Source organism: Actinokineospora pegani (assembly GCF_009745975.1).
Classification (GTDB): Bacteria; Actinomycetota; Actinomycetes; order Mycobacteriales; family Pseudonocardiaceae; genus Actinokineospora; species Actinokineospora pegani.
This window is the reverse complement of the sequence record NZ_WHOL01000061.1, coordinates 108,383-128,942: the sequence shown is the minus strand read 5'-3', so window position 1 is coordinate 128,942 and position 20,560 is coordinate 108,383. Positions and strand designations below refer to the sequence as shown.

18 protein-coding genes and 1 tRNA gene are annotated in these 20,560 nt (G+C 70.2%); 8 read left to right on the top strand and 11 right to left on the bottom strand.

Features of this window, described 5'->3' with window-relative positions; translation table 11 throughout:
* Positions 1-3 precede the first annotated feature (3 nt).
* Together GCL84_RS07355 and GCL84_RS07350 are read right to left on the bottom strand one after the other, a co-directional pair.
* Positions 4-630 carry a DUF3558 domain-containing protein gene (locus GCL84_RS07355; RefSeq protein WP_156754608.1) on the bottom strand — a complete coding sequence of 209 codons (627 nt, stop codon included), beginning with the start codon at positions 628-630 and terminating at the stop codon, positions 4-6.
* The gene (locus GCL84_RS07350; RefSeq protein WP_156754607.1) at positions 627-1,052 is read right to left on the bottom strand and encodes a hypothetical protein; all 426 of its coding nucleotides are present in this window, start codon (positions 1,050-1,052) and stop codon (positions 627-629) included. The genes GCL84_RS07355 and GCL84_RS07350 overlap by 4 nt, the downstream gene beginning before the upstream one ends.
* A 272-nt stretch (positions 1,053-1,324) precedes the next feature.
* On the opposite strand from GCL84_RS07350, the gene GCL84_RS07345 reads away from it, so the two are divergent.
* From GCL84_RS07345 to GCL84_RS07320, 6 genes are all read left to right on the top strand, one after another.
* Positions 1,325-2,158 (top strand): ABC transporter substrate-binding protein, encoded by an 834-nt coding sequence (locus GCL84_RS07345; RefSeq protein ID WP_156754606.1) that lies wholly within the window; start codon positions 1,325-1,327, stop codon positions 2,156-2,158.
* 83 nt (positions 2,159-2,241) lie between these two features.
* Complete coding sequence (locus GCL84_RS07340; protein WP_197523081.1) at positions 2,242-3,030, top strand: amino acid ABC transporter permease; 789 nt, start codon at positions 2,242-2,244, stop codon at positions 3,028-3,030.
* Positions 3,027-3,776, top strand: a complete 750-nt coding sequence (locus GCL84_RS07335; RefSeq protein WP_156754604.1) for an amino acid ABC transporter ATP-binding protein — start codon at positions 3,027-3,029, stop codon at positions 3,774-3,776. The genes GCL84_RS07340 and GCL84_RS07335 overlap by 4 nt, the downstream gene beginning before the upstream one ends.
* Before the next feature lie 90 nt (positions 3,777-3,866).
* Positions 3,867-6,065 carry a hypothetical protein gene (locus tag GCL84_RS07330; protein WP_156754603.1) on the top strand — a complete coding sequence of 733 codons (2,199 nt, stop codon included), beginning with the start codon at positions 3,867-3,869 and terminating at the stop codon, positions 6,063-6,065.
* A gap of 38 nt (positions 6,066-6,103) precedes the next feature.
* Positions 6,104-6,823, top strand: a complete 720-nt coding sequence (locus tag GCL84_RS07325; RefSeq protein WP_197523073.1) for a class I SAM-dependent methyltransferase — start codon at positions 6,104-6,106, stop codon at positions 6,821-6,823.
* Positions 6,820-7,281, top strand: coding sequence for an SRPBCC family protein (locus GCL84_RS07320; RefSeq protein WP_156754601.1), 462 nt, complete (start codon positions 6,820-6,822; stop codon positions 7,279-7,281). The genes GCL84_RS07325 and GCL84_RS07320 overlap by 4 nt, the downstream gene beginning before the upstream one ends.
* 191 nt (positions 7,282-7,472) lie before the next feature.
* On the opposite strand, the gene GCL84_RS07315 is transcribed toward GCL84_RS07320, so the two are convergent.
* From GCL84_RS07315 to GCL84_RS07290, 6 genes are all read right to left on the bottom strand, one after another.
* Entirely contained in the window at positions 7,473-8,297 is an 825-nt protein-coding gene (locus GCL84_RS07315; RefSeq protein WP_235926051.1) for a DUF1206 domain-containing protein, read from the bottom strand.
* Between the two features lie 79 nt (positions 8,298-8,376).
* The gene (locus GCL84_RS07310) at positions 8,377-10,248 is read right to left on the bottom strand and encodes a VanW family protein (protein ID WP_156754600.1); all 1,872 of its coding nucleotides are present in this window, start codon (positions 10,246-10,248) and stop codon (positions 8,377-8,379) included.
* 16 nt (positions 10,249-10,264) lie between these two features.
* A complete protein-coding gene (locus tag GCL84_RS07305) occupies positions 10,265-10,558 on the bottom strand; it encodes a GroES family chaperonin (RefSeq protein ID WP_156754674.1) in 294 nt (97 codons plus the stop codon).
* A 73-nt stretch (positions 10,559-10,631) separates the two neighbouring features.
* The gene (locus tag GCL84_RS07300) at positions 10,632-12,434 is read right to left on the bottom strand and encodes an NHL domain-containing thioredoxin family protein (protein ID WP_156754673.1); all 1,803 of its coding nucleotides are present in this window, start codon (positions 12,432-12,434) and stop codon (positions 10,632-10,634) included.
* A gap of 141 nt (positions 12,435-12,575) precedes the next feature.
* On the bottom strand, positions 12,576-14,408 hold the full coding sequence (locus GCL84_RS07295) for an acyl-CoA dehydrogenase (protein ID WP_156754599.1): 1,833 nt from the start codon (positions 14,406-14,408) through the stop codon (positions 12,576-12,578).
* Positions 14,409-14,556: 148 nt separating this feature from the next.
* Positions 14,557-15,285, bottom strand: coding sequence for a LuxR C-terminal-related transcriptional regulator (locus GCL84_RS07290; RefSeq protein WP_156754598.1), 729 nt, complete (start codon positions 15,283-15,285; stop codon positions 14,557-14,559).
* 468 nt (positions 15,286-15,753) lie between these two features.
* Between GCL84_RS07290 and GCL84_RS07285 the strand changes: the two genes are divergently transcribed.
* Positions 15,754-16,164, top strand: a complete 411-nt coding sequence (locus GCL84_RS07285) for a DUF4304 domain-containing protein (RefSeq protein WP_156754597.1) — start codon at positions 15,754-15,756, stop codon at positions 16,162-16,164.
* Positions 16,165-16,228: 64 nt separating this feature from the next.
* Here the strand turns inward: GCL84_RS07285 and GCL84_RS07280 are convergent.
* Positions 16,229-16,302 (bottom strand) — tRNA-Gly (locus tag GCL84_RS07280).
* A gap of 69 nt (positions 16,303-16,371) precedes the next feature.
* On the opposite strand from GCL84_RS07280, the gene dcd reads away from it, so the two are divergent.
* Complete coding sequence (gene dcd / locus GCL84_RS07275) at positions 16,372-16,953, top strand: dCTP deaminase (protein WP_156754596.1); 582 nt, start codon at positions 16,372-16,374, stop codon at positions 16,951-16,953.
* Positions 16,954-16,960: 7 nt separating this feature from the next.
* Here the strand turns inward: dcd and GCL84_RS07270 are convergent, their stop codons facing one another.
* Together GCL84_RS07270 and GCL84_RS07265 are read right to left on the bottom strand one after the other, a co-directional pair.
* On the bottom strand, positions 16,961-18,142 hold the full coding sequence (locus GCL84_RS07270) for an MFS transporter (protein WP_156754595.1): 1,182 nt from the start codon (positions 18,140-18,142) through the stop codon (positions 16,961-16,963).
* 117 nt (positions 18,143-18,259) lie between these two features.
* Positions 18,260-20,521 (bottom strand): (Fe-S)-binding protein, encoded by a 2,262-nt coding sequence (locus GCL84_RS07265; RefSeq protein ID WP_156754594.1) that lies wholly within the window; start codon positions 20,519-20,521, stop codon positions 18,260-18,262.
* Positions 20,522-20,560: the final 39 nt, after the last annotated feature.

Below are 20,560 nucleotides of genomic sequence, written 5' to 3'. Positions count from 1 at the left end.
TCATCAACCCCCGGTCTTCACGGTCTGCAGGACCATCTTGGCGACCCTGGTGGTGAGCTCACACGCCTCGACATTGCCGATCTTGGTGTACGAGGGCGCGGTGGCCAGCGAGATAGCAGTGTCCTTCGACGTGCCGATGTACACGTGGCACTCGCCCGCTGTCTGCCTGCTGTCCGTCGTGGACGCCGCGACGGCGGGCAGGCCATCGATCGGAGGCAGTTCGACAAAGTACTTGTAGTAATCCGCTTCCTTGTTCCGATAGATGAAGTCCAGACCGCCGGGTTTGGCGAGGAAAGCCAAGTCCACCGAGGCTGCGTTCTCGTTGCGCCACAAGCATGACTTGCCCACGACCTCGTCATCGGTCGCTCTGCCTGCTTGTAGCCCCAGTTCGGTGAGCTGCTCCGAAGTCATACCCAGGCACGGGTCCGCCTGGAAGGCCGACACGTCGACCGGGTTCTCGACGTCGGGCGCGCCCGACTCAGCGGCGGTCTGCGAGGTGGATGCGGGTGGCCTGTCCGAGCCAGGGGTCGTTTCGGTGGCGCTGGGCGTGCCCGGCTCCACAGATGTGCAGGCGGCCAGAAGTAGTGTCGCAGCGGACACCGCCGCGATGACGCGGAACGACATCGTCATATGCCCCCCTCGTGGGACGTACCGACGAGGCTGGTCACAGCAGAACGCTCGGTGCCGTTGTAGTCGTTTAGGGCATCGTGGAGCTTCTGCGCTTGCCCTAAGCAGTACACGAATTTCTGATTCAGCGACTCGATGTGCATTCGCCACGACTCGATACCCGCTCGGGCGTGGTCGAGGCTCGCGTCCTCGTTCCCCGGTCCCTGGACGTCGATGCGGTTGGAGCGCGTCGCGGATTCGCGGTAGTTGAGGCTCAGATCCAGCCACTGCCTGCGCAAAGCGTCGATCTCGTCCGGGTTGAAGGCGAACTGGCCCTGCGGGCTCCGGGCAGCCGAGGCTGCGACCGCCCCCGAGGCGGCCGCGACGGCCGCCCCTGCCCCGATCCCGCCCAACGAGGCATCGATCCGCTGGAACGCAGACGTCATGTGCTTCCCCCTGTGGCGCTCTGGTGCCTCTGCGTGTTCGCATGCTACGACACTCGGCTGAGTGGGTGGTGCGAAAAAGACAGACTGGGGATGGCTGAGGGGGTGGAGCCGGGCTGGAGGTGAACCCATTGGGCTACTCGCCGCCCCCGCATCACCGGCGGGCTACAACTGCGCGGCGTACTTGTGACAGATTCACGTCATCTGTCCAGTTCGGTGTCCAAGTGGCAGGATGCACGCACTCGACCCGAGCGACTGAGAACGAGGAGTGACACGTGGGGCTTCGATCCAAGCTGAAGGTGTTAGCCCTGCTGCCCGCACTGGCCCTCGCGGTCACCGCGTGTGGTTCCGGTTCTGGCGGTGACGCCGGTGGGACGACCGCCAATGGTGTGAAGCTGGTGAAGGCGGGGCAGATCAACACCTGTACGAACCTGCCCTACGAGCCCTTCCAGTTCACCCAGGGCGACAAGGTCGTCGGCTTCGACGTCGACCTGATCGACCTGGCCGCCGCCAAGCTGGGGGTCACCCAGGAGATCGTCGACATCCAGTTCGACTCCATCCGGTCCGGCGCCGCGCTGAACTCCAACCGGTGCGACGTGGCGGCGGCGGGTATGACGATCACCCCCGAGCGGCAGCAGAACCTGGACTTCTCCCGTCCGTACTTCGACGAGGTCCTCGGGCTGGTCGTGCCCAAGGGGGCGGGGGTGACCTCGCTCGAGCAGTTGCAGGGCAAGCGCATCGGGGTGCAGAAGGGGACCACCAGCCTGGAGTACGCCACGGAGAAGGGCTTCACCCCGACCGAGTTCGAGGACTCCGCCAAGCAGTTGCAGGCGTTCCAGTCCGGGCAGGTCGACGCGGTGTTGCAGGACCTCCCGGTCGTCAACGGGTGGCTGGCCAAGCCCGACGTCGCCGACAAGATCGAGTTGGTGGACGAGCTCGAGACCGGGGCGCAGTACGGGTTCGCGGTGAAGAAGGGGGGCAACCCCGAGTTGCTCAAGACCATCGACGAGGCACTCGAGGCCGCCATCGCCGACGGCACCTGGGCCAAGCTGTACGAGCAGTGGATGGGGTCCAAGCCCGAGTCCACCCCCGCCCCCACCACGAGCTGAACCGGAGCTGGTACCGCGTGACGGAACCCAACCCGGGCAGCTCTCCGGGCTCGGGAGCTGCGGTGACGCAGCCCCGGGCTCGGATGAGCCCCCGCAAGCGCAAGCTCTACGTCCAGGTCGCCGCCTACGCGGTGTTCGTCCTCGCGGTGCTGGGCCTGGTGCTGTTCGCCGACTGGGGGGCGGTCGGCGAGTACTTCCTCGACCTCGACGTCGCGGCGAACGCGTTTCCGAAGATCATCACGGTGGCGCTGAAGAACACCGTGATCTACACGTTGTCGGCCTACGTCGTCGGCTTCGTCATCGGTCTGGTGGTCGCGCTCATGCGGCTGTCGTCGATCGCGGTGTACCGGGCTGTCGCGCTGGTCTACATCGAGGTCTTCCGCGGGCTGCCCGCGCTGGTCGTCTTCCTGATCTTCGGGTTCGGTCTGCCGGTCGCGTTCCCCGGGCTGGTCTTCCCGTTCGAGCAGTACGGCACGGTCGCCGTCGCGCTGGGGCTGGTGGCGGCGGCGTACATGGCTGAGACCTTCCGCGCGGGCATCCAGGCCGTGCCGAAGGGGCAGATGGAGGCCGCGCGCTCGCTGGGCATGCCCTACACCAGGGCGATGCGGTCGATCGTCGTCCCGCAGGCGCTGCGCGTGGTGATCCCGCCGCTGACCAACGAGCTGATCCTGCTGTTCAAGGACTCCTCGCTGGTGTTCGTCCTCGGTGTCACCGCGTTCACCACGGAGCTGTCCAAGTTCGGCGGTGACCTGGCCGCGACCTACGCCGACTCGACCCCGCTGGTCCTGGCGGGCGCGATGTACCTGGTCATCACCGTTCCGCTGGGCTACCTGGTGCGGCGGCTCGAGGCCAAGCAAGGGAGGGCTCGATGACCCCCGCGGTCGTGATCTCCGGACTGCACAAGCGCTTCGGCGACCTCGAGGTGCTCAAGGGCATCGACGCCGAGGTCCAGCCGGGTGAGGTCGTCTGCGTCATCGGGCCCTCCGGCTCGGGCAAGTCGACCCTGCTGCGCTGCGTGAACCTGCTGGAGGTGCCCGAGGAGGGCACCGTCGTGGTCAACGGCGTCGAGCTGACCCACCGGGACGTGGACATCGACGCCGCGCGCCGCAGCGTGGGCATGGTGTTCCAGCAGTTCAACCTGTTCCCGCACCTGACCGTGCTGGAGAACCTGACCATCGCCCAGCGCACCGTCCTCGGCCGGGGCAAGGCGGCGGCGGACGGGGTCGCCAGGGAGAACCTGGAGCGCGTCGGCCTGGCCGAGCGCGAGGGCTCCTACCCGGCGAAGCTGTCCGGCGGGCAGCAGCAGCGCGTGGCGATCGCCCGCGCGCTGTCGATGGACCCGCAGGTCATGCTGTTCGACGAGCCGACCTCCGCGCTGGACCCGGAGCTGGTCGGCGAGGTGCTCGCCGTCATGCGGTCGCTGGCCGACGACGGGATGACGATGCTGGTCGTCACGCACGAGATGCAGTTCGCCCGCGAGGTCGCCGACAAGGTCCTGTTCATGGACGGCGGCCACGTCGTCGAGCAGGGCCCCGCCGCACAGGTCGTCGGCGACCCCCAGCACGAGCGCACGAAGCTGTTCCTCAGCCGCGTCTTGAACCCCAATCACCTCGAGTAGGGAAGGTTCCCGCCTGTCGCAGGGCACACTGGGCGACAGGCGGGGGACGCGCGGTGACGAGCCGGGGCCCCGCCCAGGGGAGGGGGCGAGATGGCTGAGCCCGTGCACATCGGGTTCGACCCGAGGCACCCGGACCCGCCGGAGTCCGCACGGCTCTCGGCGGCCGAGGTGGTCAAGCGGCTGACCGACGACGACCGGGGCGGGGTGCTGCGCAGGCGCAGGCCCAACACGAACCCGGTCGTGCGGATCGCCGACAAGCACCTGGTCGGGCAGCTCGACCTGCGCGGCGTGGAGTCGCCGTACCTGTTGGAGTTCGTCCGCTGCCGGTTCGCCGAGCCGCCCGACCTGCGCCAGGCCCGGCTGGCGGGTGTGGAGTTCTCCGCGTGCTGGCTGCCCGGGCTGCGCGCGCGCAACCTCTCCAGCGACAACGACATCCGGCTCATCGGCGGCACCGTGGTGCGCGGCACGGTCGAGCTCACCGACGCCGACGTGCGCGGGTCGCTGCTGCTCACCGGCTGCCGCATCACCCCGCACGAGGGCGCCGCGCTGCACGCCGACCGGCTCAACCTGGCGGGCGCGCTGCTGGCGCCGAAGCTGGAGACCGACGGCGAGGTGCGCATCCCGGGCGTGCGCACCGGCGGCAACGTCAGCTTCGCCGGGGCGCTGCTGCGCAACCCGACCGGCTTCGCCCTCAACGCCGCCGGGCTCAACGTCGGTGGCGGCCTGCACCTGACCACCGACACCGCGGGCACCCCGTTCCGCGCGATCGGCCAGGTCTTCCTGCCCAGCGCCAAGGTGGAGAGCGACCTGTCGCTGCGCGGCGCCAGCCTGGCCCCGCGCTCGGAGCCCACCGACCTCGTCCTCGACGACCCGTTCTTCGACCAGAACGCCGCGCTGGTCGCCGACCGGTGCCGGGTCGGCGGCAACGTCAACCTCGACCGCGGCTTCGCCAGCACCGGCACGATCCGCGTCGTCAACGCCGCGATCGGCGGGTCGCTTCGGTTCAACCACGCCGTGATCGACCTCTCCGGCGGTCGGGAGCCCTTCGCCGAGCAGGTCGCCGCGCTGCCCGGGCCCTACCCCGACCGCGCGGTGCACCTCGACGGCACCGACATCCGCGGCGGCATCGACGCCCGCTCCGCCCGGTTCGCCGGTCAGGTCCGGCTGGTCGACGTCACCGTGCAGGGCAGCGTGCTGCTCGACGGCTCGGTGCTCAGCAACCGCGGCGGCGACGTCGTGGAGGGCAGGCGGTTCACCTCCGGCGGCAACGTCAACGGCCGCGACGTGCTGTTCTTCGGCTCGGTCCTGCTCCCCGGCAGCAGCATCGGCGCCAACCTGGACCTGCGCGGCAGCCGGATGCTCAAGCCGGGCAGCTACCCCGACGGCGTCACCAAACCGCTGCTGGACCTGCGCACCGCCCGCATCGGCCGCGACCTGATCTGCTCGGCGGCGGGCAAGGGCAAGCCGTTCTCCGCCGCGGGCGAGCTGCGGCTGCGCCGCGCCGAGATCGGCCGGATGGCCAACTTCGACGGCGCGCAAATGGGCTTCGGCCCGACCCGCGTCGCGCTCAACGCCTTCGGCGTGCGCACCCAGGAGCTGCACCTGCTGGTGGACGTCCCACCGCAGGGCAGCGTCGACCTGCGCGAGCTGCACTGCGCCACGCTGGCCGACAACGCCGTGTTCTGGCAGTCGACCGGGCGCGTGGAGCTGGAGGACTTCCGCTACGACGCCCTGGCCGAGCCGGTCGAGCTGACCGACGACGCGGCGGTGGCCGACCGGCTGGCCTGGCTGCGGCACGCCATGCGCTCGACCTACCGGCCGGGGCCCTACGACCAGCTCGCGACCATGCTGCGCGCGGGCGGCAACGAGGAGCACGCGGCCAACGTCCTGGTGGAGAAGCAGCGGCTGCGCTACCTCGCGCTCGCCGAGGGCTCGCGGTTCCTCGGCCCGGGCGTGCGGCTGTGGAGCTGGCTGCAGCGGGTCACGGTCGGCTACGGCTACCGGTCCGCCCGCGCGCTGGTGTGGCTGATCGCCTTCCTGGTGCTGGGCACGACCTGGTACGGGGTCAACCCGAAGCCGCTCATCGCCAACACCGACGACCAGATCCACTGGAACCCGCTGCTGTTCACCCTGGACCTGCTGGTGCCGATCGTCGACTTCGGCCACAAGAACAAGTGGGCGGTCGCCGGGGCCTCGCAGTGGATCTCCGCGCTGTTCATCGCACTCGGCTGGGTCCTCGCCACGACGGTCGCGGCGGGCCTCACCCGGATGCTGCGGCGCACTACCTGATCCGTGATGGTGCGACCGCTGAGGGTAACGTCGCGGAGGTGACCGCCGAGGCTGACTCCGTCCCACTGACCCACCGGCTCTACGCCGAGGCCTTCGGCGATGACTGCCCCTACGAGCTGGGCACGTTCAGCTCGTGCTCGTGGTGGCTGCTCGGCACGATCGTCGGCGCGCTGCGGCTCTCGCCCGGCGAGCTGCTGGCCGACCTGGGCTGCGGGCGCGGCGGACCGGGCATGTGGTTGGCCAGGGCCACCAACACCCGCCTGGTCGGTCTGGACTTCTCCGGCGCGGCCCTGCGCGCCGCCTCGGCCAGGATCGGCTACTTCGGACTCACCGGCCGCGCCGAGTTCCGCAAGGCCCCCTTCGAGGCGACAACCCTCGACGACGCCAGCGTCGACGCCGCGGTGAGCATCGACGCGCTGCCGTTCGCCCCCGACCGCTTGGCCGCCCTGGTCGAGGTCCGCCGCGTGCTGCGACCGGGCGCGCGCTTCGTGTTCACCGGCCGCACCGGCCCGGTGAGCTGGCCCGCGCTGCTGCAGAAGGCGGGCATGGAGGTCGAGGAGCAGGTGGTGCACGAGGGCGCCAACGCCCGCTGGCTGCGCCTGTTCGGCCTGTGGCGCGCCAACGAGCCCCAACTCCGCGCCGAGATCGGCGACCCCGCCGCGGACCAGATGATGGCCGAAGCCGAGGCGGGCCATCGACTCGTCGAAACCACCCCTCTAGTGTTCGTCGCCAGGCGTCCACCCGAGGAGTCCGAATGACCGAGCCCACCGCCTCCGCCACCGTGTCCGTGCAGGCCCCGGCCACCGTCGTCTACGACCTGGTCAGCGATCTGGCCGGGATGGCCTCCGCCGCGGCGGAGTTCACCGGCGGCTCGTGGCTCGGCGCCGCTTCCGGGCCGGTCGTCGGTGCGCGGTTCAAGGGGTCCAACCGACGCGGGTGGCGGCGGTGGTCGACCGTCTCCGAGGTGACGGATGCCTCGCCACAGCGGTTCGCCTTCGAGGTGAAGTCGTTGGGGCTGCCGGTTTCCCGGTGGCAGTACGACATCGAGGAGACCCCGCAGGGCTGCACCCTCACCGAGAGCACCTGGGACCGCAGGCCGTCCTGGTACCGCCCCATCACCGCCCTGGCAACCGGTGTCAGCGACCGGGTGGTCGAGAACCAGCGCAACATCGAGTCCACCCTGGCCAAACTCAAGCACAAGGCCGAAACCGCCTAACCCCACCCCGAGCCGCCCAGCCCAGCCCCCACCCGATCCAGCACCCCCACAAGCCACCCCCAGTGCACCGAAGCCCATCTATCTCAACGAGCACCCAGGTTGCCGACTGGTTCGGAAGACCGCTTCAAGAACAGCAACAGCGCCCGCTCACCCCTTGGGGATGAGCGGGCGCTGTCCGCGTCATCTCAAGCTCAGGTGCGGTGGGCCTTCGCGGCGGCCAGGCAGTACGCGGCGAAGGCGGCGAAGCCCAGGGCCACCACGATCAGCAGGGCCGTCCCGAACGGCTGGCCCGCCAGGGTCCGCAGCGCCGCGTCCAGGCCACCGGCCTCGCCCGCGTCGGAGTTCAGGGCGGCGAACCCCAGCAGGATGCCGATGATCGCGATGCCCACGCCCTTGGCGATGTGGCCGACCATGCCCAGCTTCTCGACCCAGCGGCGCGAGCCGTTGGGCAGTTCGCTGGTGTCCAGGTCCTTCATGAACGACTTGCGCACGCCGCTGACGATGCTCGCGACGCCCACGCCGATGACGACCAGCGCGACGACGCCGACGATCACCGGGCCCGCGGGCAGGGCCAGCAGCTTGCCCGTCATCTCCTGCTGCTTGGAGTCACCGCCCTGCGAGCCGCTGCCGGTGGCGATGCGGATGGAGGCGATGGCCACGGAGATCCCGACGACGCCGCGACCGGCGGCGCCGAGGCGCTTCACCGTGCGCTTGGCGCCCTCCTCCACCCAGTGGAAGCTGGTCGCGGCCATCAGCAACTGCCAGACCCCGAAGGCCAGCAGGCCGATCGCGAGCACCCACAGGAGCACCGCCCCGAAGGGCTTGGACGCGATCTCGCTGAGCGCGCCGGTCTGGTCGGCCTGCTGCCCGCTGCCGCCCACGGCGACCTGCACCGCCAAGTAGGCGACGATGAGGTACACCAGGCCGAAGCAGGCCATGCCCACCCGACCCAGGACCTTGATCCCGCCGTTGTCCTGAGCGCGGCGGGCGCCGCCCGCGATGCTGCTGGTGGCCATGAGAAGTGGAACCTCCTTGGGTCGACTCCCAGGAGGTTCCACTTCGGCCGGACCCCAAACGGCAGTTGGGCCGGATGGCTCAGCCGCTTGGTGCCGCGGGCGGGCACACGATCTTCGGCTGCGGGTTGTACTTGACGGTCCTGGTGCTGCGGCTGACCTCGGCGTTGGTGTTGACGTCGCGGAGCACGCGGGTGTCGGTGGTGGTGAAGCCGGGGGCGCCGTTGCTCGGCGAGCACTTGCCGGTCGTCGGGCCCTGCTTCTCCTGCGGCTGGGTCTCGGCGGTGCGGCCGCCGGGGATGGACTCGACGTTGTAGCGCTTGGTGCCCCAGATCTTCACCGTGATCGAGTTCGAGGTCCACACGGTCTCGATCGCGATGCCGGTCTTGGCGTCGTTGGTGAACTTGAGGTCGATGACGCTGCTGCCGTCGGGGTTCTGGAACACCGTCGCCTCGCGTGCCGCCGGGTAGCGCGAGATGTAGTAGCTGTGCTCCCGGTGCCCGGCGTCCTTGAGCCCGGCGAAGTACGACGCGTTGTACAGCGTGGTGGCGAACTGGGAGATGCCGCCGCCGACCTCGCGGCCGGGCGCGCCGTCCTTGATCACACCGGCCTCGACGTAGCCCTGGGCGGTGGTGCGCGGGCCGGTGTAGCCGTTGAGGCTGAAGGTGTCGCCCGGCTTCACGATCGCGCCGTTGACCTTCTCGGCGACCACCCGGATGTTCGTGCCGGAGTCGCTGGCGAAGCCCTTGGTGCTGAACTCGCCGATGACCTCCTTGATGCCGTACCCGTTGGCCTCCTCGGTGGTCACCGCGGCGGGCTTCTTGGTGTACTCCACCTTGATCTCGCGGCCGTCGGTCTTCTTGAGCACGTCGAGCAGCGTGTCGAAGGCGGTGTCGTACTTGACGCCGACGCCCTCCACCGACGGGGTCACCGTGGGCCTGCCGCCCTGGAACACGACCTCGGCGTCCTTGCCCTCCTTCTCGGTGGAGGCGAGCTGCGGCTTGACCGCCTCGACGACCTTGCCGTTGTCCACCTTGGGGATCAGCTCGCCGCCCTCGCCGATCTCGAAGAACAGCGCGGAGGCGATCACCTCCGGGGTGATCTCGGCGTCCTTGCCCTCGCCCTTGACCACCACCGGCCCGGACACCGCGGGCGTGGCGACCTCGTCGAACGCCTTGCGCACGCCCTCCTCGGTCGTCTTGACCGGGGTGGAGTCGACCGGCAGCTCCACGGTCTCGCCGTTGGCCCACTCGGCCACGAGCTTCTCGCGCGCGGCGTCGGCGGTGAGCTGCTGGCCGGGCACCGGCTTGGCCAGCACCGGGGTGGCGCCGTCGAAGGTGATCCCGCCCTCGGCGGGGTCGCGCGCCACCTCGACGCGCAGCTTCTCCATCGCCACGTTCAGCTCGCGCTCGTCGGTCCCGGTCACCACGCCGACGTCGGTCGTGGTGAACAGCGAGGCCACCCGGGTGAACGGGTTCAGCGGCTGGTCGCCCGCCTGCTGCAGGGTCTTGTTCCAGTCCAGGGTCAGGCCGGTGGCCGAGGGCTCGAGCTCCTGCTCGACCACGCCCGCCCGGACCGACACCGGTTGCGACAGCCGCGGCTCGATCTGCTGGCGCAGGACCCTCTCGGCCTCCTGGTGCGACAGCCCGCCGACGCTGACGCCCGCGACGCTGACCCCGCGCGGCACGTTCCCCGTCGACAGCGCCAGGTCCGCTCCCCAGAGCAGCACGAGGCCGCCGAACACCGCCCCCGCGATGATCAGCGGCTTGCGCTTGCGCTTGGGCGCGTCGTCGGGCTCGCCCGACTGGGGGGCCTCGGCGCCGGGCTGGGCGATCCGCTCGGTGTTGGCGTCCCACCGCTGCCCGGGCGCGGGCACCGCGGGCAGGAGGTCGGTTTGCTCAGCGTGCGATTCCGGCCAGCGTGGACCGCCCTGCCGGTTGAGCTCGTCGGGCACGGCTCACCTTTCCTGTTTACAGGTACAACCCGGTTCCGTGTTCGGTGCGCTCGCTGGCGATGGCGTGCACGTCTCGTTCGCGCATGACCAGGTACGTCTTGCCGTGGACCTCGACCTCGAACTGGTCCTCGGCGTTGAACAGCACCCGGTCACCCACCTTGATGTTGCGCACGCTGGTCCCCACGCCCTGCACGTCCCCCCAGGCGAGACGTCGGGCCACCTGCGCGGTGGCTGGGATCACGATGCCCCCGGAGCTGCGTCGTTCGCCCTCCTCGGTGGAGAGGCGGACGAGGAGCCGGTCCTGGAGCATCTGGATCTCGAGTTGTGCTTCCGCCACCGTCGAATGGTAACTGTCCGCTCGCGGGCGGCCTGCAGCCGTGGTATCAGTTCCCGTCCATGCCGCCGAGCACCAGCGGCAGCCGCCCTGGCCCACCGGCGACCACCCGAACGGGCACCCCCCAGTCCTGCCTGGTCAGGTGGCACGCACCGTGTTCGGCGCCTGCCGAATCGCAGCTCGCCGCCTGCGCGACCACGTGCAGCACCCCCTCCGTGTGACCCTCCGCGACCACCAGCCTGCGGACCAGGTCCGTGCCCTCGCCCGCGCCCTCGGCCAGCAGCCCGGGCGGCGACGAGGTGATCTCCAGCCTGGTCGAGGGCCCGTACCGCTCGTCGAGCTGCTGCCCGCGCGGCGGCTGGAACACCACCGCCAGCTCCAGCTCCCCGACCCCGACCTCCGTCGGCGGCCTGCGCACCCGGTGCGCCTCCCCCGCGACCAGGTCGCTGGTCGGGACGGGCCGCTCCACCCGGTGCGCCGCCGAGGCGACGACCACCAGCTCCCCGTCGAGCAGCGCGGCCCCGGACGGCTCGGCCAGCCCGGTCGCCAGCGTGCTGACCTGGTTGGTCGCCGGGTCGAACCGCCGCAGCGCCCCGTTGTAGGTGTCGGACACGACGACCGACCCGTCCGGCAGCGCCGTCACCCCGAGCGGGTGCTGCAACAGGGCCTGCCCGGCGTCGCCGTCGCGGTGCCCGAAGTCGAACAGCCCGCGCCCGATGGCGGTGTGCACCTGCCCGCCGGTGTCAACCCAGCGCAGCGCGGAGGTCTCGGAGTCGACCAGCCAGAGCCGGTCGTCGGTGGCCGCCAACCCCGAGGTCTGCGCGAAGAAGGCGTCCGCCCTGGGCCCGTCCTTGAGCCCCTCGACCGTGGTGCCCGCCCAGCGCTCCACCACGCCGGTGCGGGGGTCGAAGAGGCCGAGCGTGTGGTTGCCCGCCATCGCGATCACCACGCCACCGGCGGGCTCCCACCAGACCAGGTCCCACGGGCTGCTCAGGTCGACCTCGGTCGCCTGCCCACCGGTCGGCCCGTTGCGCCACTGCGCCCCCGTGCCCGCCACGGTGGTGACCGCGCCGGAGTCGGTGTCGACCCCGCGCAGCAGGTGGTTCACGGTGTCGGCCACGACCAGGTGGTACCCGACCTCTGCGGCGATGTCGTCCGGCAGCACGGCGACCCCGGACGGTTCGGAGAACGAGGCCTCGGTCCCGTCCCGCCGCCCGCGCTCCCCGGTTCCCCAGGCCCGCAGCACGGTCTCACCGTCGAGCTCCACGACCCGGTGGTGGGCGGTGTCGGCGACCAGCAACGTCCCCCGCTCCGTGGCCGTCGCCTTGGCCGGGAACCGCAACTCGGTGTGCTCCGGCACCGGCGGCACGTAGGGCCCGTCGCCCCGGTGCAGCGTCCCCTTCGCCTCGTGGACCTCCACCACCTCGGCGACGACCCGCCGCAACGCCTCGACGTGCCCCTCCCCCGCGGCGACGTGCACGACGTACCCCTCGGGGTCGATCACGACCAGCGTCGGCCAGGCCCGCACCGCGTACGCCTGCCACGTCGTCAGCTCGGGGTCGTCCAACACCGGGTGGTGCACCCCGTACCGCTCCACCGCCGCCACCAGCGACGAGGCCTCCGCCTCGTGCTTGAACTTCGGCGAGTGCACCCCCACGGTCACCAGCACGTCGTCGAACTCCGCCTCGAGCGGCCGCAACTCGTCGAGGACGTGCAGGCAGTTGACGCAGCAGAAGCTCCAGAAGTCGAGCAGGACCACCTTGCCGCGGAAGTCCCCCAGGTGCAGCTCCCGCCCACCGGTGTTGAGCCAGCCCCGCCCCACCAGCTCGGCCCCACGCACCCGCCCGCGCATCAACGAAGTCACGCAACCATCCAACACAGTGGACGGCCCGGGCTGTTCCCCGCCCATCTTGTGAGATCGGTGCAGGCCCGTGAACGCGCCGAAGGCCCCCGGGGCGAACCCCGGGGGCCTTCGGTCGGAACTGTCTGGCCCTTAGAAGGCGGCTTCGTCCAGGTCCATCAGGTCGTTGTCGGCGTTCTCGACGATCTTGCGGCCCGCCGACAGCTCCGGCAGGACGTTCTTCGCGAAGAAGGACGCGACGGCGACCTTGCCCTCGTAGAAGGCCCTGTCCTTGCCCGCGGCGCCGCCGTCGAGCTTGGTGATGGCGATCTCGGCCTGGCGCTGCAGCAGCCAGCCGACCAGGAGGTCGCCGGTGCCCATCAGCAGGCGGACGCTGTGCTGGCCCACCTTGTTGATGTTCTGCGGGTCGTCCTGCGAGGCGGTGAGGTACTGGATCAGCGCGCCCAGCATGCCCTGGACGTCCTCGAGGGCCTGCTTGAGCAGGGCGCGCTCGTTCTTGAGCCTGCCGTTGCCGCCCTCGGCCTCGATGAAGTTGCTGATCTCGCCCGCCAGGTACGCCAGCGCCTGGCCCTTGTCCCGGATGATCTTCCGGAAGAAGAAGTCCAGGGACTGGATGGCCGTGGTGCCCTCGTAGAGCGAGTCGATCTTGGAGTCGCGGATGTACTGCTCGATCGGGTAGTCCTGCAGGAAGCCCGAACCGCCCAGGGTCTGCAGCGACTGCACGAGCTGCTCGGTGGCCCGCTCGGAGCCGACGCCCTTGACGATCGGGAGCAGCAGGTCGTTGACCCGCTCGGCGAGCTTCTGCGACTCCTCGTCGCCCTCGCCGGTCCAGATCTGGTCCTGGAAGGTGGCGGTGTAGAGGTACACCGCGCGCAGGCCCTCCGCGTACGCCTTCTGCAGCATCAGCGAGCGGCGGACGTCCGGGTGGTGGGTGATGGTGACGCGCGGGGCGGTCTTGTCGAGCATGTTCGGCAGGTCGGCGCCCTGCACGCGCTCCTTGGCGTACTCGAGCGCGTTGAGGTAGCCGGTCGACAGGGTCGCGATGGCCTTGGTGCCGACCATCATCCGGGCGTACTCGATGACCTGGAACATCTGCGCGATGCCGTTGTGCACCTCGCCGAGCAGCCAGCCGACCGCGGGCGTGCCGTGCTGGCCGAAGGTCAGCTCGCACGTGGTGGACGCCTTGATGCCCATCTTGTGCTCGACGTTGGTGACGAAGGCGCCGTTGCGCTCGCCCAGCTCCGCGGTCTCGGTGTCGAAGTGGAACTTCGGCACCAGGAACAGCGACAGGCCCTTGGTGCCCGCGCCCGCGCCCTCGGGGCGGGCCAGCACCAGGTGCATGATGTTGTCGGTCAGGTCCTGGTCGGCCGAGGTGATGAAGCGCTTCACGCCGTCGATGTGCCAGGTGCCGTCGTCCTGCTTGACGGCCTTGGTGCGGCCCGCGCCGACGTCGGAACCGGCGTCCGGCTCGGTGAGCACCATGGTGGCGCCCCAGCACTTCTCGATCATGAACCGGGCCCAGCGCTGCTGCTCCTCGGTCCCGTTGCGGTCCACGATCATCGCGAACGCCGGGCCCGCGAGGTACATGAACAGCGGCGGGTTGGCCCCCAGGATCAGCTCGGCCGCGGCCCACTGGACCGACGGGGGGATGCCGAGGCCGCCGAGGTCGGTGGTCAGCGCCAGCCGCCACCACTCGCCGTCCCAGAGCTCCTGGAACGACTTCCGGAACCCCTCGGGCAGCGTGGCGCTGAACGTCTTGGGGTCGTACACCGGCGGGTTGCGGTCGGCGTCGGCGAAGGACTCCGCCAACGGGCCGATCGCGAGCTTGTTGAGTTCGGCGAGGGCGCCGCGGGCGGTGTCCTCGTCGGAGTCGGCCAGGACGCCCTTGCCGAGGCGCTCCTGCACGCCGAAGACCTCGAACAGGTTGAACTCGAGGTCGCGGACGTTGCTCTTGTAGTGACCCATGGTGGTTGCTCCGTGTCCCTCACGCTCGTGCGGGTAAGTCAAGCCGCGAGCAGAAGCGCGCTACTCACCGGTAACAACAGCATATTACTTGCGGGTAACTCCGGCAAGGAAAGTCGCTCGGATGGCGGTTGCGAACCTGTGGTTCCGGTCACGTCCGCTCGGTCGTCGACCGTCGAGGGGGCGGCGCGATGAGGACCCCGGACTTGAAGGCCACGGCCACCGCGTGCGTCCGGTCCCGGGCGGAGAGCTTGCGCAGGATGCTCTTCACGTGGGTCCGCACGGTCTCCACCGAGACGTAGAGGATCTTGGCGATCGCCTGGTTCTCCAGGCCGTCGGCGATGAGCTGCAACACCTGGAACTCGCGGCGCGACAGCGGCTGCTGCTCGCCCTCGCCGATGTGCGCGAGGCGGCTGCGCGGCGCGGCGACCGTGGCGGCGAGTGCCGGGTCGACGTACCGGCGGTCGCGGTGGGTCGCCTGGACGGCCTCCAGCAACTGCGGCGGCTCGGCCGAGCGGAGGATCACACCGTGCACGCCCGCGGCGATCGCGGTCGCCACGTACTGGGTCGTGCGGTGCCCGTCGCGCACCAGGATCAGCACGACCAGGTCCCCGTTGGCCCCGGTGAGGGTGTGGCTGAGGTGGTGCCGCGGGTCCAGCCCGGAGTCGATCATCACCACGTCCGGCCGGTACCGCTCGGCGAACTGCAGCGCGCCCTGCGGCGTGTCCGTGGCCCCCAGCCACCGCAGGCCCCGGGTGCGCAGCACCAGGGCCGAGAGCCCTTCGCGGAACATCGGCACCCCGTCGACCAGGGCGATGGCCAGTCCGCCCTCGCTCTGGCCCAGCCCCCCGATGGGCCGAGGGGTGAGGCTGCGTGGCATCAGTGGTTCCTCCTGGGTGTCACCCGACCGTGTCAACCGACACCGCCCATCGGCTGGGCGAGACGTGCAGTCTCAGGTTCCGGACCGCGCACTCGCAAAGTCCCCCCTAAAGGGGAGCTGTGTTGTGACACACAACACAGCAAATGGTGGCGGTTCGCGACCCTCCGTGTCGAGGTCCCGATGGGTGAAGGTCACGGAACGGGCAGTCGAGTGGGAAGTGTCCGCGGGCGCGGATACGCTCGTGGTCCAAGCCCGGTGATCGGACGACCGCGCTGCGTGGGCGACCACGTGGTCTCGACTGGCCAGCGTGGAGGCCAGCGGCCGTGTGAATGACCGCTTTTTGGGTATTTGCACGGCGATGGGTGTCCGGCGGGGCGTCCAGCGGTCGCTCCCGGGCTTCCGACCGAGCGAAGGGGGGCGACGTTGGAGGCAGGTGCGGTCCGCAACGCGGATGAATGGTTCCAGCTCATGGTCCAGACCGAGTTGGCCCCCGGCCTGCGCGCCCTCGGCTTCGTGGGCGCGGGTCGCCGCTTCCAGATGCGCGGCGTGGGCCAGGTCGGCGAGATCGCCATCCTGCAGACCAGCACCCCCCGCGCCACCCGCTTCACCCTCGTCCTGACCGTCTCCGCCACCGACGAGTGGGCCTCCCAGCTCCGCATCCGCCCCTACCTGCGCGCGGCGGGCCACACCGCGGGCGCCTGGCAGGAGCGCATCGGCGACCTCATGCTCGTCGGCAACGCCGTGCCCATCGGTGACCTCTGGTGGCAGATCGACGCGGGCAAGCCCTTCGCCAAGACGGCCGAGGAAGTCCTCACCGCCGTCCGCGAGTTCGGCCTGCCCGCCCTGCGCGCCCAGATGAAGGCCCGCGCCCGGGCCTGAGCCGCCCGCGCGAAAAGCGAAAATGCCCTGGTCATCATGATGATGACCAGGGCATTCGCAGCGCTGGAGCGGATGACGGGAATCGAACCCGCGTATTCAGCTTGGGAAGCTGATGTTCTACCATTGAACTACATCCGCAGAACGATCACATCGTACACGGCGTGGTCCGCGGCGGTGCGCGCAGGGGCCGACGGCTAGGGTGGGCGGGTGCTGCTGAGCGACCGTGACCTGCGCAAGGAACTCGACTCCGGTCGGTTCGGCCTGGAGCCCTTCGAGCCGTTGATGGTGCAGCCCTCCAGCATCGACGTGCGGTTGGACCGGTTCTTCCGGGTCTTCAACAACACTCGGTACACCCACATCGACCCCCGGCAGCAGCAGGACGACCTGACCTCGGCCGTCGAGGCGGAGCAGGACGAGCCGTTCGTGCTGCACCCCGGGGAGTTCGTGCTCGGGTCGACGTACGAGGCGGTGACGCTGCCCGATGACCTGGCGGGGCGGTTGGAGGGGAAGTCGTCGCTGGGGCGGTTGGGGTTGCTGACGCACTCGACGGCGGGGTTCATCGATCCCGGGTTCACCGGGCACATCACGCTGGAGCTGTCCAACGTGGCGAACCTGCCGATCACGCTGTGGCCGGGGATGAAGATCGGGCAACTGTGCCTGTTCCGGCTCTCCTCGTCGGCCGAGTTCCCCTACGGCTCCCAGGAGGCGGGCTCCCGCTACCAGGGGCAGCGCGGACCGACGCCCTCGCGCGCCTACCTCAACTTCCACCGGGTCGACACCCGCCGCTAGGACACGCCTAGGCCACGACCTCGCCCCGCACCGGTGTCAGCGCCATCGCGGCCAGCGGCAGCGCGGCGGCGACGACCAGGCTCCACGTCCAGCCCGCGACCGGGATCAGCGCGCCGAAGACCGGGGCGACGGCCAGGGCCACCGCGTTCTGGCCGGTGTTCTGGATGCCCAGCGCCCGACCGGCCCAGGACGGGCCGGCCAGCTCGGCCGTCGCGGTGAAGCCCAGGCCGTTGTCGGTGACCGAGACGACGAGCACCGCGATCAGGCCGACCACCGCCAGCCACGCCGCCGTTTGGTCTCCCAGGGCCCAGACCAGCAAGAACGCGGCGACGGTGGCCGCGATGGCACGCATCGGGCGCATCCGGCTGGCGACCCGGTCCGACCACACCCCCGCCCCGACGCGGCCCAGCGCCCCGAAGACCTGGACGAGGGCGAGGACCGCGCCCGCGGCCACCGCGTCCCACCCCAGCTCGCTGACCAGGTAGGTCAGCGCGAACGTGGCCGAGACGAACTGGGGCACCACCAACAGCGCGCTGGCCAGGTGCACCCGCGCCAGCCGACCCCCGCGGTACGGCGAGCGCGTGGCGGCCACGCCGGTGGCGGGCTTGCGCGGCGGGTCGAGCAGCAGCAGGACGACCAGGACCGCGCTCACCAGGCACAGCGCGGCCGGGACCAGCAAGGCCGCCCGGTACCCGAAACCACCGGCCACCGACGGCAGGGTCAGCGCCGCGATGCCGACGCCGATCGGTTGGCAGGTCTGGCGGATGCCCATGGCCAGGCCGCGCTCGGCGGGGCCGAACCAGCCCAGCACCGCCCGGCCGCTGGCCGCGCTGATCGACGCCGAGAACACCCCGGCCACCACCAGGGCCGCGGCGAGCCAGCCGGTGCCGGGCGCCCAGACCGCGGCCAGCGCGCCCAGGCCGGTGCCGGTCATGCCAATCGTCATCACGACCCGCTCGCCGAACCGGTCCGCGGCCGCGCCCCAGGCGATCAGCGCCACCAGCACGCCCAGCACCGGCGCGACGGTCAGGCTCCCGGCCCCGGCCAGGCTCATGCCCTCGGCGGAGCGGATCGCCGGGATCAGGAACGGCAGGCCGTAGACGAGGGTGCTCGTGGCGGCCTGGGCCGCGACGGCCACCCCGAGGATGACCCACCGACGAGAGGTTCCCTGCTCGACATGCGCGACCATGTAGTTAACATAGCTAACTGTTCCTGTATTTCGGAACTCTCGTCTCATTTTATGAGAAGACCAAAACGAGCAGGGCCGCGACCCGGGAGGGTCGCGGCCCTGTGGCCCAGCCTGGGATCAGGTGCCCGTGCTCGGGGACTTGTCCTCGTCCGGCAGCGGGGTGCCGGTGTCCGTCTCGTCGGTCGGGATGTCCGGCCGCTCGGTCTTGCCGCGCTTGACCGCCTCGAGCAGGAGCTGCGCGACGTCGACGACCTCGACGTTCTCGCCCGCCAGGCCGTCGGCCTGGCGCGCGGTGACGCCGTCGGTGAGCATGACGCGGCAGAACGGGCAGCCGGTCGCGATCTTCGACGGGGCCGTGCTCAGCGCCTCGTCCACGCGGTCGACGTTGATCCGCTTGCCGATCCGCTCCTCCATCCACATCCGGGCGCCACCGGCGCCGCAGCACATGGACCGGTCGGCGTGGCGCGGCATCTCGCGCAGCTTCGCGCCGGACGCGCCGACCAGCTCGCGCGGAGCCTCGTAGATCTTGTTGTGCCTGCCCAGGTAGCACGGGTCGTGGTAGGTGACGTCCTCGGTGACCTTGGCGACCGGCACCAGGCGCTTCTCCCGCACCAGCTTGTTGAGCAACTGGGTGTGGTGCACGACCTCGTACTTGCCGCCCAGTTGCGGGTACTCGTTGGCGATGGTGTTGAAGCAGTGGGCGCAGGTCACCACGACCTTGCGCTTACCGGCCTCGCGGCCCTCGAACACCGAGTTCATGACCTCGACGTTCTGCTGGGCCAGCATCTGGAACAGGAACTCGTTGCCCGCGCGGCGCGCCGGGTCGCCGGTGCAGGTCTCCTCCGAGCCGAGCACGACGTAGTTGACGCCCGCGTTGTGCAGCAGCTCGGCCACCGCGCGGGTGGTCTTCTTCGCGCGGTCCTCGAAGGCGCCCGCGCAGCCGACCCAGAACAGGTACTCGGTCTCGTCGGCCAGCTCGCCGTCGAACACCGGGACCTCGAAGTCCAGCTCCTCGGTCCAGGCCAGGCGGTCCTTGGAGTTCTGGCCCCAGGGGTTGCCCTTGTTCTCCAGGTTCTTGAACATGCCGCCCAGCTCGGACGGGAAGTTCGACTCGATCAGGACCTGGTAGCGGCGCATGTCGACGATGTGGTCGACGTGCTCGATGTCCACCGGGCACTGCTCGACGCAGGCGCCGCAGGTGGTGCAGGACCACAGCACCTCGGGGTCGATGACGCCGAGCTCGTCCGGGCCGCCGATCAGCGGGCGCTCGGACTCGGCCAGCGCCAGCACATCGATCCCGGCGTGGGAGTTGTCGCCGACGAGGCCGATCTCCTCGCCCATCATGTCCTTCTTGCCGCCCGCGAGCAGGTACGGCGCCTTGGCGTAGGCGTGGTCGCGGAGCTGGGTGATCAGCAGCTTCGGCGACAGCGGCTTGCCGGTGTTCCAGGCCGGGCACTGCGACTGGCAGCGACCGCACTCGGTGCAGGTCGTGAAGTCCAGCCAGCCCTTCCAGGTGAAGTCCTCGATCTTGCCCGCGCCGAAGACGTCCTTCTCCGGGTCGGCCTCCTCGAAGTCGAGGGGCTTGCCGTCGGACATCATCGGCTTCATCGCGCCCAGCGCCACGCCGCCGTCGGCCTCGCGCTTGAAGTAGATGTTGAAGAACGCGCTGAACCGGTGCCAGGCCACGCCCATCGTCATGTACTTGGCCACGACGTAGACCCAGACCATCGCGCCCATGAGCTTGATGAACGCGAGCACGGAGACCAGGTTCGGGCTCGCGGGCAGGAGCTCGCCCAGCGGGTTGGACACGAACGCGGCCCACAGCGGCAGCTCGTGCGCGCCCATGGCGGCCTTGGCCGCGCGGACACCGAGGATGCCGAAGCCCTCGAAGATCACGACGGTCTCGACGAAGTAGGCCTGCCGGAAGTTCGAGCCCTGGAAGCGCGACATGCGGTCGGCGCGGCGCGGGTGGTTGCGCTGGCGGATGACCACCAGCGCGATGCCGCCGATGATCGTGGCGACGCCCAGCACCTCCATCAGCAGGTGCCACACGTTCCAGTGGTCGAGGATCGGCCAGCCCCAGGTCGGGACGAACACCTCGCCGTAGGCCTCGAACAGGGCCGCGGAGCCGATCAGGAAGCCCCACATCACCAGCCAGTGCGCCCAGCCGACGTGCCGGAACTTGTTCATCCGCGTGTGCGCGGCGAACTCGACGAGCATCGTCTTCATGCGGGGCACGAACGGGCCGTTGCGCGTGGAGTCGGGTTGCCCGAGCTGGATCGTCTTGATGAACCGCATGATCGTTCGCACGAACATGCCCCAGGCCACGAGGCTGACCGCGACCGCGATCAGCCCGAGGATCAGTTGCACGGCACCCATGGCGTGGTGACCTTCCGTCAGTTCGGCATTCGGTGGGAG